Below are 15,917 nucleotides of genomic sequence, written 5' to 3'. Positions count from 1 at the left end.
GAGCGGCGTGGCCGCTGAAATCAACCATCGTGCTTAATTTGACCCGCTGTTTCGGTGGCGGGCTTTTCTATTCAATCGGCCACTATGGCGATGACTTTCCGGGTTTCCACGCGTTCTAAGCAATGGGCCGGGATATCTGGCCATGTCGCGTCGGCGCATTCGCTCGATGTGACCGCGACCGGCCCGCTGGCTGGGGCGTTTGCGGCTTGTGTGGCAGACGAGAACAACAGCGTTTGAGTGGTCAGCGCCGAGAGGAGGGCGACCTGGAAAAGCAGAGCGGCAAAAGCGATCTTCTTGAGCATCCGCGACAACGCTCATGCCTGTCTCAGGTTCCTGCTCGGCAAGCGGGAGCCTCAAAGTTTGCGAGGCTCTCCCTCACCTCATAGGCTATCAGTCGAGCGCGCGAAATGTTTTGCTTTGCCATGTTTTGACCGCTGCTGGAATCAGCCGGCTCTTGGCGATATTGGCCAAAAATTGGGCAAGTAAGGACGGGGAGGTCGATAAGTCGTTGAAAAGACTGGTACGCCCAAGGGGAATCGAACCCCTGTTACCGCCGTGAAAGGGCGGTGTCCTAACCGCTAGACGATGGGCGCGCTCAGACGAAGCGGCTTATAATTGCGTTGTTGCCAACCGGCAACCCATCTGCCGCCACATGAGACAACTTTTTTCAAAAGCGCCAAAATGGCGGGCGGTAAGCGATCAGCCGTCGCCGTCACCACCGCCGCTGCGCCGGCGGCAGCGCCAGTTCCAGTCGCGCTCGGGGCCGACGTCGATGTGGACGGATTCGGTGTGGCAGTAGGTGCCGACGCCGCCGCGGCCGGGCATCGAGCGGACGTAGTTCGCCAGATCCCACTTGGAGACGCCGGGCACCTGGATGTCGGCGGCGGCGCAGTACATGTGCAGCGAGTTCTTGGCGCCGTTGGCGCGGCGGTTGCGCGACGGATCGCGATAGCCGGAGGTGACGAGCATCTTGCGGCCGAAATGGCCCTCGATGGTCTTGAGCACGCGCACCAGCGATGGTTTCAGGCAGGCGACGTCGACGCTTTCGTTCTGCCGCAGCAGGCCGTTGGGCGCGAGCCGCGCCATGCCGGCGGCCGAGGCCACCTGATAGGGGCCGCCGGAGCCCTCGTCCTCGTTGAGGTCGACGTCGCTCTCATCGTCGATGCCGGATTTGCGCTTGATCTCGAACAGCGCCGTCTGGCGCACGCCGGGCAAGGCATCGGCGCCGGTGATGTGGCTGCCGCCGTCGTCGCCGAGCGAGGCAAGCTGAACCGGCTTTGCGGCCGGGGTGGCCGAGGCCAGTTCGACGATCGGCTTGGCGGGAGCCGGCGCCGCGGCTTTGGCCTGCACGGCGGGCTGGCTGCCCGAACGGGAATTGTTGACCAGCGGCGCGGGCGCCGCCGAAGCCGGCGTGGTGCTGAACAGCGAGGCAAACAGGCTCTTCTTCGGCGCGGCAACCTGCGGCTGCGGCGGCTCAGCCGCCGTCACATAGACGCCGTTGTTCAACACTGGTGCTGCCTGAGCCTGCGCTTTCGAGACGGCGGCGGCGGCATCGCCGGCGGCGACCTGCTGGGCCACGGCCTGGGTTTCATTGGCGGTCTGCGCCTGCTGGGTAAGTGGTTGCGGCGTGCTGCCGGCAATGGTCTGGGCGCCGGTGGGAATGGCGACAGGGAAGGTGGCGTCCGGCCGCGTTTCCGGCACATAGGCGACCTTCTCAGGCAAGGGTGAGTCACCCTCGCTCATCACGGTTGATGTCGCCCCGGCGGGAGCGGAGGCCGCTTGAAGCGACGAATCGACCGTGGCTCCGGACTTGGCGCCGGAGGATGCGGTCATGTCGCTGGCGGTTGAATTGTAGGCGGGCGATACGACCGCCATGGTCGGGTCGCCGGTCGAGGTACAGGAGGCCAGGAGCACGGAGAAAAGCGCCGCCGCTATGCTGCGACTCTCCCTTCGTGCAAGACGCCAACCTGCTGATTTCAAAACAAATTCCCCCTCGGTATCCGGTCGGTTCGTTATCGCCGCGCTATCGTGCTGTCCGCGCCGCGATAATCCTCCTGTTCCCAACCGGAAACGGGACCTGTGTCGAATCTGCAAGCCTCGGAATTATTCTGCGCTGGACGATGATTTGAGGCCGCTGACCGATTGACGCCACCATTTCGCCCTGTTTTGGCGGGTCGTCAACTCACCAGACATTACAGTCCGTTACACTCGCACCTTGACATAGGTGCCCGGCGCATCCCCCAAGGTTTTCATACGCTTGCCGGGTTTGCGGGCAGGCACGTGCATGTTGTCCTGGCTCTCGATCCAGTGCTGCCAATGCGTCCACCACGAGCCTTGATGCTCATGCGCCGCGGTAAGCCAGGCGTTAAAATCGCCAACCGGTTTGGCGCCGGTCCAGTACTGGTATTTCTTCGCCGCCGGCGGATTGACGACGCCCGCGATGTGGCCGGAACCGGCCATCACAAACTCGACGTCGCCGCCGAAAAATTGCGAGCCCATGAACACCGACAGCGCCGGCGCGATGTGGTCTTCTTTCGTGGCCAGGTTGTAGACGGGAATCGTGATGTCGGCCAACGATACGGTGCGACCGGCCAATTCCATCACGCCGCGCGAGAGATTGTTTTCGAGATAGCAGTTGCGCAGATAAAAGGAATGGTTGGCCGCCGCCATACGGGTCGAATCGGCGTTCCAGTAAAGCAGGTCGAAGGGCAGGGGCTCCTTGCCGCGCATGTAATTGTTGATGACGTAGGGCCAGATCAGGTCGCCGGAGCGCAGCATGTTGAAGGCCGTCGCCATCTTGGTGCCGTCGAGATAACCCTTCTCGCTCATCGAGCGCTCGACTGCGGTAACCTGGTCCTCGTCGACGAAGACTTTCAGGTCGCCGGCATAAGTGAAATCGACCTGCGTGGTGAAGAAGGTCGCCGATCTGATGCGGTGGTCGCCCTCCTGCGCCAGAAGCGCCAGCGCGGCGCCCAGCAGCGTGCCGCCGACGCAGTAGCCGATGGCATTGACTTCCTTCTCGCCGGTCGCCTTCTCGACCATGTCGAGACCATATTGTAGGCCTTCGCGGATATAGGCCTCCCAGCCCTTGGCGCCGTGGCGCTCGTCAGGGTTGATCCAAGAGATGACGAAGACGGTGTGGCCCTGCTCGATCGCCCAGCGGATGAAGGATTTCTGCGGGTTGAGGTCGAGGATATAGAATTTGTTGATCCATGGCGGGCAGATCAGCAGCGGCCGCTTGAGCACCGTTTCCGTCACCGGATCGTACTGGATGATCTCGGCGACGTCGCTGCGGCCGATGACCTTACCGGGGGTCATGGCGATGTTCCTGCCGATCTCGAAGGGCGTGTAATCGGCCTGGCGCAGCTTGAGGTCGCCGCGGCCGGCGGCGATGTCCTCGGCCAGCATCTTCATGCCGCGCACCAGGTTTTCGCCGTTGGAGGCGACGGTCTCGCGGAACAGTTCGGGATTGGTCAGGATGAAGTTCGACGGCGCGATCGCGTTCGACACCTGCTTGACGTAGAAGCTCGCCTTGTGGCGGGTGTGCTCGTCCAGCCCTTCGGCATGCTCGACAAGCTCGCCCGCCCAGCGCGAGGTGACGAGATAGGCCTGCTTCAGGAAATCGAAGAAGGCGTTGCGGCCCCATTCCGGGTCCTGGAAGCGTTTGTCGCCGCGCTCGGGCTTGACCGCGTCGTCAGGGGTTTCGGTGTTCGAGTTGACCTTCTGGATGGCATTGGCCCAGACCGTCATATAACCGGCAAAGAGCCGCGTCTGCGCTTCCAGCGCGCGCTGTGGGTCGCCCAGCCAGTATTCGGTGAGTTTGGAGAAGGTCTTGACCATGTCGACGACGGGCTCGGCGACGTGGTCGCGCACCTCGCCCTTCTCGCGCGGCTCGGTCCAGGCGGACGCCGCCTTGCCGGCCTGCTCGATCATGCGCGCCATGTTCAAGGCGAAGCGCTCGGGGTCCTTCACCAGATATTGCTCAATGGCCGAAGGTCCGCCATTTTCCGCTTTGTCCGAATCGTCAGGTTTGGACATGGTTCGCGGGGTTCCTCCCGGAGCGTTTTCTTGACATAGTACCATGGGACATCTGACCGGGTCCAATTCGCTCTAACCCGGCGGCCAGGAAAACAATATGACGATTAATGTCGGCGGGACTTTTTTTCTCAAGGCAGGTTCGATTTGCCGCGTGGCTTTGATGGCGGGACTGGTCGGCGCGCTTTTGCCCGCGGCTGGCTGCACGAGCACCAGCCCGGGCAGCTCGACGCCGGTGGGCCTCACTCAGGGGCCGCAAGATACCGGGTCCTATCCTAACCTCAACATTCCGCCAAAGGTGGCCAACAAGCAGTTCACCAAGGAGGAGACCGCGGCGAAGCTCGCCCAGCTCAAGGCCGAGGAGCAGGGGCAACTGGCCAAGGGCGGCAAAGTGAAGGCGCCGTCCAACGCGACCGCGCTCAACACTTTGGCCAAGACGCATGGCTCCGACACGCTGAAGCAGATCGAAGGCAAATGCGACCCCGCCCTCGACCCTAACTGCAATTAGGTCTATATCGCGCGCCGAAACTTGGCCAAACGCCGTTGAATGTCTGGAACTGAAATGGAAGAATTTCACAAGGTCCGCCGGCTTCCGCCTTATGTCTTCGAGCAGGTCAACCGGCTGAAGGCCAGCGCCCGCTCGCGCGGCGCCGACATCATCGACCTTGGCATGGGCAATCCGGACCTGCCGACGCCGAAGGCCATCGTCGACAAATTGTGCGAAGTGGTGCGCGATCCGCGCACGCATCGCTATTCTTCATCGCGCGGCATTCCCGGCCTGCGCCGCGCCCAGGCCGCCTATTACCAGCGTCGCTTCGGCGTGAAGCTCAACCCCGACACGCAAGTGGTGGCCACGCTCGGCTCGAAAGAGGGCTTCGCCAACATGGCGCAGGCGATCACCGCGCCTGGCGATGTCATCCTGTGCCCGAACCCGACCTATCCGATCCATGCCTTCGGTTTCATCATGTCGGGCGGCGTCATCCGCTCGCTGCAGGTCGAGCCGGATGACGGCTTCATTCCGGCGCTCGAACGCGGCGTGCGTCACTCGATCCCGAAGCCGCTGGCGCTGATCCTCAATTATCCGTCGAACCCGACGGCGCTGGTCGCCTCGCTCGATTTCTACAAGGACGTCGTCGCCTTCGCCAAGAAGAACGACATCATCATCCTGTCCGATCTTGCCTATTCGGAGATCTACTTCGACGGCAATCCGCCGCCATCGGTGCTGCAGGTTCCGGGCGCCATCGACGTCTGTGTCGAGTTCACCTCGATGTCGAAGACCTTCTCGATGCCAGGATGGCGCATGGGTTTTGCCGTCGGCAACGAGCGGTTGATCGCAGCGCTGACGCGGGTGAAGTCGTATCTCGATTACGGCGCTTTCACGCCGATCCAGGTGGCGGCCGCGCATGCGCTCAATGGCGACGGCGCCGATATCGCCGAAGTGCGCGAGGTCTACCTGAAGCGCCGCGACGTGATGGTCGATTCCTTAAGCCGCGCCGGCTGGACCATTCCAGCACCCGCCGCCTCGATGTTTGCCTGGGCGCCGATCCCGGAGCAGTTTCGCCATCTCGGCTCGCTCGAATTCTCCAAGCTGCTCATCGAGCATGCCGATGTCGCGGTGGCGCCAGGCGTCGGCTTTGGCGAGCATGGCGACGACTATGTGCGCGTGGCGCTGGTCGAGAACGAGCACCGCATCCGCCAGGCGGCGCGCAACATCAAGAAGTTCCTGGCGACCACCGCCAAGCAGCCGAACAATGTGGTGCCTTTAGCCGCTCACCGCTGAATTTGCCTGACATTTATTGAATTTGAGGGGCGTCGCCGGACATGGCTGAAGCATTGCGTGTTGGAATTGCCGGCCTCGGCACTGTCGGCGCCTCGGTGGCGCGCGTGTTGCGCGACAAGGCGGCCGAGCTTACCCGCCAGTGCGGCCGCGACATCGTCGTGACGGCGGTTTCGGCCCGCGACCCGAAGCGCGACCGCGGCGTCGATCTGGGCGCCGCCAAATGGTTCGACGATCCGGTCAAGTTGGCGCAGACCGCCGATATCGACGTCTTCATCGAATTGATCGGCGGCGACGAGGGTCCGGCGCGGCAGGCGGTGAAGGCAGCGCTCGAAGCCGGCCGTCATGTCGTCACCGCCAACAAGGCGCTGCTTGCCAAGCACGGCGTGGCGCTGGCCGAGATCGCCGAGAAGAAGGGCGTGCTGCTCAACTATGAAGCGGCGGTCGCCGGTGGCATCCCGGTCATCAAGACGATGCGCGAGTCGATGGCCGGCAACGCGGTGACGCGCGTTTTCGGCATCCTCAACGGCACCTGCAACTACATCCTGACCCGCATGGAGGCCGAAGGCATTTCCTTCGACGCCTGCCTGAAGGATGCGCAGCGGCTGGGCTACGCCGAAGCCGACCCGACCTTCGACATCGAGGGTCACGACACGGCGCACAAGCTGTCGATCCTGACCAGCCTTGCCTTCGGCACCAGGATCGCCGCCAACGACATCTATATGGAAGGCATCTCCAACATCACTCAGGCCGATATCCGCGCGGCCGCCGATCTCGGCTACCGGATAAAACTGCTCGGCGTCGCGCAGCGCACCGAGAGCGGCATCGAGCAGCGCGTGCACCCGACCATGGTGCCGACGGCTTCGGTCATCGCTCAGGTGCATGGCGTGATCAACGCGGTGGCGATCGAGACCGATATTCTGGGCGAGCTGCTCTTGTCCGGGCCGGGCGCCGGCGGCAACGCCACCGCATCGGCGGTGATCGGCGACATCGCCGATATCGCCAAGAGCCGGCCTGGTTTCCAGCACGCTCCGGTGTTCGGCTGGCCGGCGAAGGAATTGGAGCCTTACAAGAAAGCGCAGATGCGCAGCCATGCCGGCGGCTACTTCATCCGGCTCACCGTGCATGACCGCACCGGCGTCTTCGCCGCCATCGCCAAGCGCATGGCCGACAACGACATCTCGCTGGAATCGATTGTCCAGCAGGCGGCCGGGCCGCAAACGCAAGCGCAGAAGACGGTCATCCTCGTCACCCATGAGACGACGGAAGCAGCGGTGCGCAAGGCCGTCGACGGCATCACCAAGGACGGTCATCTGACCGACAAGGCGCAGGTGATCCGTATCGAGCGGGCCGAGTAGCGCGAGTCATAATCCGCCTTTAATCGATTGATTTTGCTGCCCTTTCAAAAAGTGACGCGGCCAGTCTTGCCGTTGTCATGGAGCTTTGCCAGAAGTGGCGCGCCTCTGGCGGGAGGCGGAAGCAATTCCAAGGTAGTGCCTGGCGGTTTTCCGTAGGGAATTGCTCGAAGCAAAAAATAGAGCGGTTCAGACCTGAACGCTCTTGTGTCAGCGAGGAACACCGACTGATGAACATTGCCCAGAACATCGCAGCCGGCCTCGACCGGGTCCTCACCATGGAAGTGGTTCGCGTCACCGAGCGGGCCGCGGTCGCGGCTGCCAGGCTGCGCGGGCGCGGCGACGAGAAGGAAGCCGACCAGGTCGCGGTCGATGCCATGCGCCAGGAACTCAACCGGCTTGCCATCAAGGGCACGGTGGTGATCGGCGAGGGCGAGCGCGACGAGGCGCCGATGCTCTATATCGGCGAGGAGGTCGGCACCGGCACAGGCCCGGCGGTCGACATCGCGCTCGATCCGCTTGAAGGCACGACGATCTGCGCCAAGAACCTGCCCAACGCGCTCGCCGTCATTGCCATCGCCGAGAAGGGCAGCCTGCTGTTTGCGCCTGACGTCTATATGGACAAGATCGCCATCGGCCCTGGGTACGCTGATGACCTGATCGACATCGACGCGTCGCCGGCTGAAAACCTTGCCAATCTGGCCAAGGCCAAGGGCGTTGCGGTTTCCGACATCACCGCCTGCATCCTCGACCGGCCGCGCCATGCCAAGCTGATCGACGCGGTTCGCGCCACCGGTGCCGCCATCCGGCTGATCGGCGACGGCGATGTCGCCGGCGTCATCCACACGACCGACCCGGACGAGACCGGCATCGACATCTATCTCGGCACCGGCGGCGCGCCGGAAGGCGTGCTCGCCGCGGCGGCGCTGCGCTGCACCGGCGGGCAGATGCTAGGACGGTTGATCCTCGATACGCCGCAGAAGGTCGCCCGGGCTGAGATGATGGGCATTTCCGAGCCGAAGCGCGTCTATCGCGTGCAGGATATGGCGCGCGGCGATGTGCTGTTTGCCGCGACCGGCGTCACAGATGGCAACCTGCTCGACGGCGTGAAATTCGGCCGCACCTTCATTACCACCCACACCATCGTGCTGCGTTCGTCCTCGCGTACGGTGCGCGAGATCAAGGCCAGGCACCAGGATCTGGATAAGTTCTAAACTCGCTTGCAGCGCCGGATTGCAGTTGTTAGCCATCCCTGTCATCGATGCTGATGGCAGGGATCTGGCGATGAAAGCGTTCGACTGGCACGCGGATCCGATCTTGCGAGCCACAATGATCACGAAAACCTATCGCAACACCCAGAACGTGCGCCGCTTTCTGACGCGCGAATGCGGCGCTGCGTTCAAGTTCGATCGCCATTTCATGGCCTGGCTCAAGGATGGTACGGAAAAGACCATGGGCGACGCGGCTGACGAATGGCTGCGCCGCCCGGCTCAAAAGCGGAAAGCGTAGTTTTTCTTGAACGGCGAAAAGCGCCTCTTCCTCGATGTCCGACGGTCGGCGACCGGTGTTTCCTGGGAACACCGGCTGACCGAGCGGCAGGACATGGCCGCTTTGGCCATAGCGCAAGGCCATGGCGTGCCGGATATCGTGGCGCGGGTGCTTGCCGGGCGCGGCGTGAGCGCCGAGCAGGCCGAGCGCTTTCTCGATCCGACCATCCGCGAGCTTCTGCCGAACCCGGCTTCCTTGACCGATATGGAGAAGGCCGCGGCAAGGTTGGCCGACGCGATCGTCGGCCACGAAAAGGTGGCGATCTTCGGCGATTATGACGTCGACGGCGCCGCCTCGTCGGCGCTGCTCAAGCGCTTTCTCATGCATTTCTCGGTGCCGTCCGAGATCTACATTCCGGACCGTATCTTCGAAGGCTATGGCCCCAATCCGGAAGCCATGCGCGAGCTCATCGCGCGCGGCGCCAGGCTGATCGTCACCGTCGACTGCGGCACCAACAGCGCGGCCTCGATCGACGCGGCCAGGGAGGCGGGCGCCGATGTCGTGGTGCTCGACCATCACCAGGTCGGTGGCGCTCTGCCGGCGGCGCAGGCGGTCGTCAATCCGAACCGCGAGGACGATCTGTCGGGACAGGGGTATCTTTGCGCCGCCGGCGTCGTGTTCCTGTGCCTGGTGCAGACGGCAAAGGTCCTGCGCGAACGCCTGCCGGATGTGGCGCCCGTCGATCTGCTGTCGCTGCTCGACCTGGTGGCGCTGGCGACGGTGTGCGATGTGGTGCCGCTTACCGGGATCAATCGCGCCTTCGTCGTCAAGGGACTGCAGGTCGTGCGTCAGCAGAAGAACGAGGGGTTGGCGGCATTGGCGCGCGTCTCGCGCATCGGCGAGCCGATCAACACCTTCCATCTCTCCTTCCTGATCGGCCCGCGCATCAATGCCGGCGGCCGTATCGGCGACGCCGCACTTGGCAGCCGGCTTCTGGCCACCGACGATCCGGTCGAGGCCGCAAGCATCGCCGAGACGCTCGACCGGCTCAACCAGGAACGCCAGCAGATGGAGCAGGAGATGCTGGCGCAGGCGCGCGCGGAGGCCGATGCCGAGCTTGCCGGCGGCAATGGCCCCGCAATCATCGTTACCGCCAGCAACAGCTGGCACCCAGGCATTGTCGGGTTGATCGCCTCGCGGCTGAAGGACTATGCGCGCCGTCCAGCCTTTGCCATCGCCTTCAACTCGACCGGCATCGGCACCGGTTCGGGACGTTCGGTGACCGGCTTCGATCTTGGCCGGCTGGTGCGCGAAGCGGCCGAGGCCGGGCTGATCGTCAAGGGCGGCGGCCATGCCATGGCCGCCGGCATCACTGTCGAACGCGCCAAGCTCGGTGAACTGCGCGCCTTCTTCGAGGAGCGCGCGGCGGCCGACGTGTTCCGGCTGCAGAGCGAGGAAAGCCTGGCGGTCGATGGCGCTTTGGCCGCCGAGGGCGCCACGCTGGCACTTCTCGATGCGCTGGAGAAAGCCGGTCCGTTCGGCGCCGGCCATATCGCGCCTGTTTTTGTGCTGCCGCGCCACAGGCTCACTGACGCGCGCGCGGTCGGCACCAATCACATCCGCGTCGACCTGCAGTCGCAAAGCGGCGGCAAGATCCAGGCGATGGCCTTTCGTGCCGTGGACACCGATTTGGGTGAGTTCCTGTTCAAGAACCGGGGCAAGACCGTGCATATCGCCGGTTCGCTGTCGGGCAATTACTGGAATGGCAATCGCACGGTGCAGTTTCGCATCAGCGATGCGGCGCTGGCCTAAGATAGGGCTGAGTTAGGCGAGCACCGATTGCAGGCGGGTCAACTCGCCGATCTGCGACTTCGTCGCCTGATAGCCGAGGCTGATCGCTTCGTCGGCGCGGTGGAATTCGGTAAGTCCGATATGGCTGAGCTTGGGCTGCAGCGACATATCAGGCGGATCGCCGGCGAGCCTGGCGCGCGAAATCCGGTCCTGGATGATGTTGAAGGCCTCGACCATGACGCCGGTGATACCAAGGCGCGTCTGGTGCGCCTGGTGGTCGGCGTCGACGTGGCCAGGACGCGGCGCATCCTTCTCGATCATCAGTTCGCCGGCGCTGTGCTTGATCACCGCGGCGCGGCCGAACAGGTCATAGTGGAGGTTGACCGCGACGACGAGCGGCTGCTCGTAGGCGCGGCAGACCGAAACCGGCACCGGGTTGACCAGCGCGCCATCGACCAGCACGCGGCCGTTGCAGTTCACCGGCTCGAAGACGCCCGGCAGCGCATAGGAGGCGCGCATGGCGGTGACGAGCGAGCCGCTCGACAGCCAGATCTCGTGGCCGGTGCGGATTTCGGAAGCGACGGCGACGAAAGGTTTTGACAGATCCTCGAAGCGGGCACCGTCGAGGTGCACGCGCAGCCGCTGATCGAGCTTCATGCCGCCGAACAGGCCGCTGCCGCGCAGATTGAGGTCGAGAAGGCCGAAGAGGCGCCGCTTGGTCAGGCTGCGGGCGAAGTCTTCCAGTTCGTCGAGCTTGCCGGCCAGATAGCAGCCGCCGACCAGCGCGCCGATCGAGGTTCCGGCAATCATCGAAACTTCGATACCGGCTTCATCGAGCGCGCGCAGCACACCGATATGGGCCCAGCCTCGGGCGCAGCCGCCGCCAAGCGCCAGCGAGATGCCGGCTTTCTTGGCCGGTTGCTGATCGGGCGCGCCGCCGGACGATGCAGGGCCGTTGGCCTCCCGAACGTCAGGTCTGCTGCGCAATGACGCCCATTCGAGCATCACAATCTCCCTTGTCCCATGGTCCTTCTACAGCAAGGACGTTTGAGAATGATGAATCTGAGTGGTTTGTGAATATTGAACGGTTCACACAGGCTTCCGATAGGTTTGATCCGCATCGAACAGTGGCCTGCTGCCGTCGTCGGCAAGCGTCGCCTTGCCGTCGTTCAGCCCCACCGTCCGATAAAAACATGAACGCCGTCCGGTGTGGCAGGTTGCGTCGTGGCCCAACACATTCACGCGAAGCCACAGCGCGTCCTGGTCGCAATCCGTGCGCATCTCGACGATTTGCTGGAAATTGCCGGAGGTCTCGCCCTTCTTCCACAGCGCGTTGCGCGAGCGCGACCAGTAATGGGCAATGCCGGTCTCCAGCGTACGCGCCAGCGCCTCGGCATTCATATGCGCGACCATCAAAAGCATGCCGTCGACGGCATCGGTGACGACGACGGTGACCAGGCCGGACGCATCAAAGCGCGGAGAGAGGACATTGCCTTCCTCCAGCGCTTTCTTGTCTGACGGAGCTTTGGGGAATTGCAGTTCCGACATCGCCGGTCCTTATATGTTTGGCCGGCGCTGGCCGACGATCAGCCGCCGGCGCGAACCATGGTTACGAAGCGCACCTGTTCCTCGGGCGTGTCCTTGAAGACGCCTGTGAACGTCGAGGTCAGCGTGGTCGAGCCCTGCTTGCGGATGCCGCGCATGGCCATGCACATATGCTCGGCTTCGAGCATGACGGCGACGCCGCGCGGGTTGAGCACGTCCTGGATGACGCCGGCGATCTGCGCGGTCATCGCTTCCTGGGTCTGCAAACGGTGCGCGAAGATATCGACGACGCGCGCGATCTTCGACAGGCCGACGACCTTGCCGTCCGGCAGGTAACCGACATGCGCCTTGCCGATGATCGGCACCATGTGATGCTCGCAGTGGGAATGGAATTTTATGTCCTTGACGATGACGAGGTCGTCATAGCCCGCGACCTCCTCAAAGGTGCGGCCAAGCTCGTCGGCCGGGCACATATCGTAGCCGTTGAACATTTCGCGATAGGCTTTAGTGACGCGCTTGGGCGTATCGATCAAGCCCTCGCGGTCTGGGTTGTCGCCGGTCCAGCGCAGCAGGACGCGTACGGCGGCCTCGACCTCGGCCTCAGTCGGCCGATCGGTGACCGGCTTGTCCAGATAGTCGGACGGGGGCATGATTTTCTTGATGACGGCATCCATAAAGACGTCTCCCGTAGTCCCGCTCTAAGGCGGAACGAGTTGAACGGACCACGACTTTCGGGTGTTAGAAACTCGCCCCGTTTCCAGCCCGCAAGCGGCGTGAACAGATGAGCACGGACAAAGGCTTGTCGTTGCCTTGTCGATGCCCGGCTGCGACCATTATATATGGTTGAAGCGAAGCGAAAGGAAGACGCGGAAGCGGCAAAGCCTGTTCGCTGGACGGCGATGGACCGGAAAAATATGATCGACGATGTCTACAATGCGAAAATTCTCGGTTTCGCCGGAAATATCGCGCGGATCGGCCGGCTCGACCAGCCCGACGCGAGCGCCAGGGCGCATTCCAAATTGTGCGGCTCGACCGTCACCGTCGACCTCAAGATGGATGGTGACGTGGTGACCGACTTCGCCCACGACGTCAAAGCCTGCGCGCTCGGCCAGGCCTCGTCCTCGATCATGGCCCAACACGTCATCGGCGCGCATGCGGACGAATTGCGCGCCGTGCGCGAAACCATGCTGAAGATGCTCAAGGAAAATGGCGCTCCGCCGGACGGCCGCTTCGCCGACCTGAAATATCTTGAGCCGGTGCGAGACTACAAGGCGCGCCATGCCTCGACCATGCTGACCTTCGACGCGGTGCTCGACGCGATAGGCCAGATCGAAAAGAAGCGCGCCGAAGAGGCGGCCTGAATCCACCTTTACGGTCCCCGTCTGCTTTCGGCGAATTCGCTTCGGATCCACGCGGCGAAGGCCGTCGCCGGCTCCGAGAGGCCGCGCCAGCTCTTCGCCACCAGCCAGTAGGCGCCGGACGCGACATCGATGTCGAACGGCTTGACCAGCGTGCCCGAGGCGAGCTCGCCGCCGATCTGCAGGAGATCACCGAGGGCTACGCCATGGCCGAGTAGCGCAGCCTGTTTGGAAAGCGAGACGTCGGCCAGCATCGGGCCGCGCGCGGGTACCGCATCGGCAGGCACGCCGGCCGCTTCGAACCAGCGCGCCCAGCCCTGGCGGTTTTCTTCATGCAGGAGCGTGTAGTGGCGAAGGTCGATGGGCTTTTCCAAGGGGGGCTCCGACGCCAGCAAGGCCGGTGACAGCACCGGTGAATCGACCGTCGAGGCAAGCAGCTCGGCCTCGCTGCGCGGCCATGACGTGGCGTGCGCGCTGAAGCGCAAGGCGAGCTCGGGCTGATCGCTGCGGAACTCGATCGGTCTTGGATCGACTTCAACGGAAACGTCGATATCGGGTCGCAACTGGCGAAAGCGATTGAGGCGCGGCACCAGCCAAACCGCCGCGAGCGATGGTTCGACGCTGACGCGGACCACGGATTGCATCGGCGAAGCCGCCAGATCCGAAAGCACCCGGTCGATATCGTCGAAGCTCCGGACCAGTTGATCGAGCAACCGGCGGCCGGCGTCGGTGAGCTCGACACGGCGGTGCAGGCGGTAGAACAGCGGCTGGCGCAGAAAAGCCTCGAGCTCACGGATCTGCCGGCTGATGGCTGCCTGCGAGACGTAAAGTTCCTCCGCCGCCCGGCTGAAGCTCAGATGCCGGCCGGCCATCTCGAAACTTCGCAGCGCCGTCAGCGGCAGGCGGCCACGCTTCATCTTCGCATAACCTCAAGTTATCCGACGCGGAAATTATACTCGTTTGAGGACAAAGGCCAGCGGCAGTCTAATCGGCCTCAAAGGAGTACTGCCATGAACCAGTTTCTGGCCATTTTGAACGACACTATGCGGATCGCGACATTCCAGTGGCAGGGCCAGGCCCTGCAGGGCTGCCATCCGGGGCGCCGGGATCGGGCCGCTCATCATGCGCCCTGGACCGACAGGCGGCCGGTCCGTCGTTTCAGGCCTTGAAAGTATTGCGTTTCAAGCGTGCAGCCCACATCTATCGCGCAGCGATACAGGCTGCGGAGCAAACTGGTGGCCGACCACCACGGACATGCACATGGCGCGCGACCGATCAATCGCGGACGCAACTGGCCGGGGCCATGGCGCAGGACGCCGGGGCGCGTGGTCGGAACGTCGTTGGTGCGCCTTTACCAGCTGACGCTCTCCGGCTTTGTCGGCAACAACTGCCGGCATCTGCCGACTTGTTCCGAATATGCGCATGAGGCAATCGCCCGCCACGGCCTGTGGGCCGGTGGCTGGATGGTGCTGTTTCGGGTTTCGCGCTGCGGACCGTTCGGAACGCATGGCATCGACCGTGTGCCGGAAGCGCTTGGCCCGCGCTATGCCTGGTTCATGCCCTGGCGTTATTGGCAGATCGGCAGGAAACGCGGCGAAGCCGAAATCTGATTTTCCGGCACGGCTGCGGAGCGTCGATTTTACGATCCGGTAGGGTTAACGGCAGCCTGCACAAACACTGCGCATTTGAGACAAAATCGAGACAAGACGCCTCGCTAAGCCGCTGCCTGTAATCCCTTGCAGGAGTGACCTTCGATGCGCCAGATGGACCGCTATCCCTTCATTATTGCCGTTGTGCTGTTCGTTCTGGCGTGGATGCTGGGCTTGCCGGTGCGGGCGCAATCGGCACCGCTCAAGGATATCCACTGCACGCTGATCGAGGACGCCGGCAGCGGCGCCACGCTCTACCAGGATGGCGTCTGCGACCAACGCGTCAGCCCGGCTTCGACGTTCAAGGTGCCGCTGGCGCTGATCGGCTACGATTCCGGCATATTGAGCGATGCGCACACGCCGAGCTGGGACTACAAGCCCGAGTTCAACGCAGCAAAGCGCGATCAGAAGACGGTTGATCCGACGATCTGGGAACGCGATTCGATCGTCTGGTACTCGCGCGAGATCACACGCCAGCTTGGGGCCGACAAGTTTGCCGGCTACGTATCGAAATTCGGCTACGGCAACATGGATGTCTCCGGCACTCCGGGCAAGAACGACGGCCTGACCAATGCCTGGCTGGATACGTCGCTGCAAATATCCCCGGTCGAGCAGACGGAATTCCTGCGCCGCCTGCTTGCCGGGAAGATGCCGGTCTCGGCCAGGGCGCATGAGATGACACGGGCGATCCTCCCGAGCTTCCAGGCAGGCGACTGGACCGTCCAGGGCAAGACCGGCAGCACGGCGCGCGACAAGAACAAGCGCTCGCTCGGCTGGTTTGTCGGTTGGGGCGAGAAGGATGGCCGCCGCATCGTCTTCGCCAGGCTGGTCGTCGATGCCAAGCGCGGCGATACGCCGAAGGGCCTCGCGACGCGGGCCGCTTTCCTCAAGGATCTGCCGCAACTGGTGAAGTGAGGTT

At 63.5% G+C, this 15,917-nt stretch carries 17 protein-coding genes and 1 tRNA gene; 10 read left to right on the top strand and 8 right to left on the bottom strand.

Features of this window, described 5'->3' with window-relative positions; translation table 11 throughout:
* Positions 1–71: 71 nt before the first annotated feature.
* The 4 genes from AB6802_RS24745 to phaC all read right to left on the bottom strand — a co-directional run bounded on the left by AB6802_RS24745 (position 72) and on the right by phaC (position 4,038).
* Positions 72–302, bottom strand: a complete 231-nt coding sequence (locus AB6802_RS24745) for a hypothetical protein (protein WP_371012816.1) — start codon at positions 300–302, stop codon at positions 72–74.
* A 216-nt stretch (positions 303–518) separates the two neighbouring features.
* Positions 519–593 (bottom strand) — tRNA-Glu (locus tag AB6802_RS24740).
* Positions 594–699: 106 nt separating this feature from the next.
* Positions 700–1,875, bottom strand: a complete 1,176-nt coding sequence (locus tag AB6802_RS24735; protein WP_371012815.1) for a YcbK family protein — start codon at positions 1,873–1,875, stop codon at positions 700–702.
* Positions 1,876–2,202: 327 nt separating this feature from the next.
* Complete coding sequence (gene phaC / locus AB6802_RS24730) at positions 2,203–4,038, bottom strand: class I poly(R)-hydroxyalkanoic acid synthase (RefSeq protein WP_371012814.1); 1,836 nt, start codon at positions 4,036–4,038, stop codon at positions 2,203–2,205.
* A 97-nt stretch (positions 4,039–4,135) separates the two neighbouring features.
* On the opposite strand from phaC, the gene AB6802_RS24725 reads away from it, so the two are divergent.
* The 6 genes from AB6802_RS24725 to recJ all read left to right on the top strand — a co-directional run bounded on the left by AB6802_RS24725 (position 4,136) and on the right by recJ (position 10,467).
* Positions 4,136–4,543, top strand: a complete 408-nt coding sequence (locus AB6802_RS24725) for a hypothetical protein (RefSeq protein WP_371012813.1) — start codon at positions 4,136–4,138, stop codon at positions 4,541–4,543.
* A 54-nt stretch (positions 4,544–4,597) separates the two neighbouring features.
* Positions 4,598–5,815, top strand: coding sequence for an LL-diaminopimelate aminotransferase (locus AB6802_RS24720; RefSeq protein ID WP_371012812.1), 1,218 nt, complete (start codon positions 4,598–4,600; stop codon positions 5,813–5,815).
* A 41-nt stretch (positions 5,816–5,856) separates the two neighbouring features.
* Positions 5,857–7,170, top strand: coding sequence for a homoserine dehydrogenase (locus AB6802_RS24715; protein ID WP_371012811.1), 1,314 nt, complete (start codon positions 5,857–5,859; stop codon positions 7,168–7,170).
* A gap of 227 nt (positions 7,171–7,397) precedes the next feature.
* Entirely contained in the window at positions 7,398–8,381 is a 984-nt protein-coding gene (gene glpX / locus AB6802_RS24710; RefSeq protein WP_371012810.1) for a class II fructose-bisphosphatase, read from the top strand.
* Between the two features lie 70 nt (positions 8,382–8,451).
* Positions 8,452–8,676, top strand: coding sequence for a DUF6434 domain-containing protein (locus AB6802_RS24705; protein ID WP_371012809.1), 225 nt, complete (start codon positions 8,452–8,454; stop codon positions 8,674–8,676).
* A 6-nt stretch (positions 8,677–8,682) separates the two neighbouring features.
* On the top strand, positions 8,683–10,467 hold the full coding sequence (gene recJ, locus AB6802_RS24700; RefSeq protein ID WP_371012808.1) for a single-stranded-DNA-specific exonuclease RecJ: 1,785 nt from the start codon (positions 8,683–8,685) through the stop codon (positions 10,465–10,467).
* A 12-nt stretch (positions 10,468–10,479) separates the two neighbouring features.
* On the opposite strand, the gene AB6802_RS24695 is transcribed toward recJ, so the two are convergent.
* From AB6802_RS24695 to folE, 3 genes are all read right to left on the bottom strand, one after another.
* Complete coding sequence (locus AB6802_RS24695) at positions 10,480–11,451, bottom strand: patatin family protein (protein ID WP_371012807.1); 972 nt, start codon at positions 11,449–11,451, stop codon at positions 10,480–10,482.
* Positions 11,452–11,535: 84 nt separating this feature from the next.
* Positions 11,536–11,994 carry a phosphoribosyl-AMP cyclohydrolase gene (hisI, locus tag AB6802_RS24690; RefSeq protein ID WP_371012806.1) on the bottom strand — a complete coding sequence of 153 codons (459 nt, stop codon included), beginning with the start codon at positions 11,992–11,994 and terminating at the stop codon, positions 11,536–11,538.
* Between the two features lie 38 nt (positions 11,995–12,032).
* The gene (folE, locus tag AB6802_RS24685) at positions 12,033–12,665 is read right to left on the bottom strand and encodes a GTP cyclohydrolase I FolE (RefSeq protein ID WP_371012805.1); all 633 of its coding nucleotides are present in this window, start codon (positions 12,663–12,665) and stop codon (positions 12,033–12,035) included.
* A 240-nt stretch (positions 12,666–12,905) separates the two neighbouring features.
* Between folE and AB6802_RS24680 the strand changes: the two genes are divergently transcribed.
* Positions 12,906–13,352: an iron-sulfur cluster assembly scaffold protein gene (locus AB6802_RS24680; RefSeq protein ID WP_371012804.1), complete on the top strand. Its 447-nt coding sequence runs from the start codon at positions 12,906–12,908 to the stop codon at positions 13,350–13,352.
* 8 nt (positions 13,353–13,360) lie between these two features.
* Here the strand turns inward: AB6802_RS24680 and AB6802_RS24675 are convergent, their stop codons facing one another.
* The gene (locus AB6802_RS24675; protein ID WP_371012803.1) at positions 13,361–14,266 is read right to left on the bottom strand and encodes a LysR substrate-binding domain-containing protein; all 906 of its coding nucleotides are present in this window, start codon (positions 14,264–14,266) and stop codon (positions 13,361–13,363) included.
* A 93-nt stretch (positions 14,267–14,359) separates the two neighbouring features.
* Between AB6802_RS24675 and AB6802_RS24670 the strand changes: the two genes are divergently transcribed.
* From AB6802_RS24670 to blaOXA, 3 genes are all read left to right on the top strand, one after another.
* On the top strand, positions 14,360–14,518 hold the full coding sequence (locus AB6802_RS24670; protein WP_371012802.1) for a hypothetical protein: 159 nt from the start codon (positions 14,360–14,362) through the stop codon (positions 14,516–14,518).
* Positions 14,519–14,584: 66 nt separating this feature from the next.
* Entirely contained in the window at positions 14,585–14,959 is a 375-nt protein-coding gene (gene yidD / locus AB6802_RS24665; RefSeq protein WP_371012801.1) for a membrane protein insertion efficiency factor YidD, read from the top strand.
* 144 nt (positions 14,960–15,103) lie between these two features.
* Positions 15,104–15,913, top strand: coding sequence for a class D beta-lactamase (blaOXA, locus tag AB6802_RS24660; protein ID WP_371012800.1), 810 nt, complete (start codon positions 15,104–15,106; stop codon positions 15,911–15,913).
* The last annotated feature ends 4 nt before the right edge of the window (positions 15,914–15,917 follow it).

The sequence above is a fragment of the Mesorhizobium sp. RCC_202 genome (assembly GCF_041355295.1).
Taxonomy (GTDB): Bacteria; Pseudomonadota; Alphaproteobacteria; order Rhizobiales; family Rhizobiaceae; genus Mesorhizobium.
This window is presented reverse-complemented; position numbering and strand designations above follow the sequence as displayed.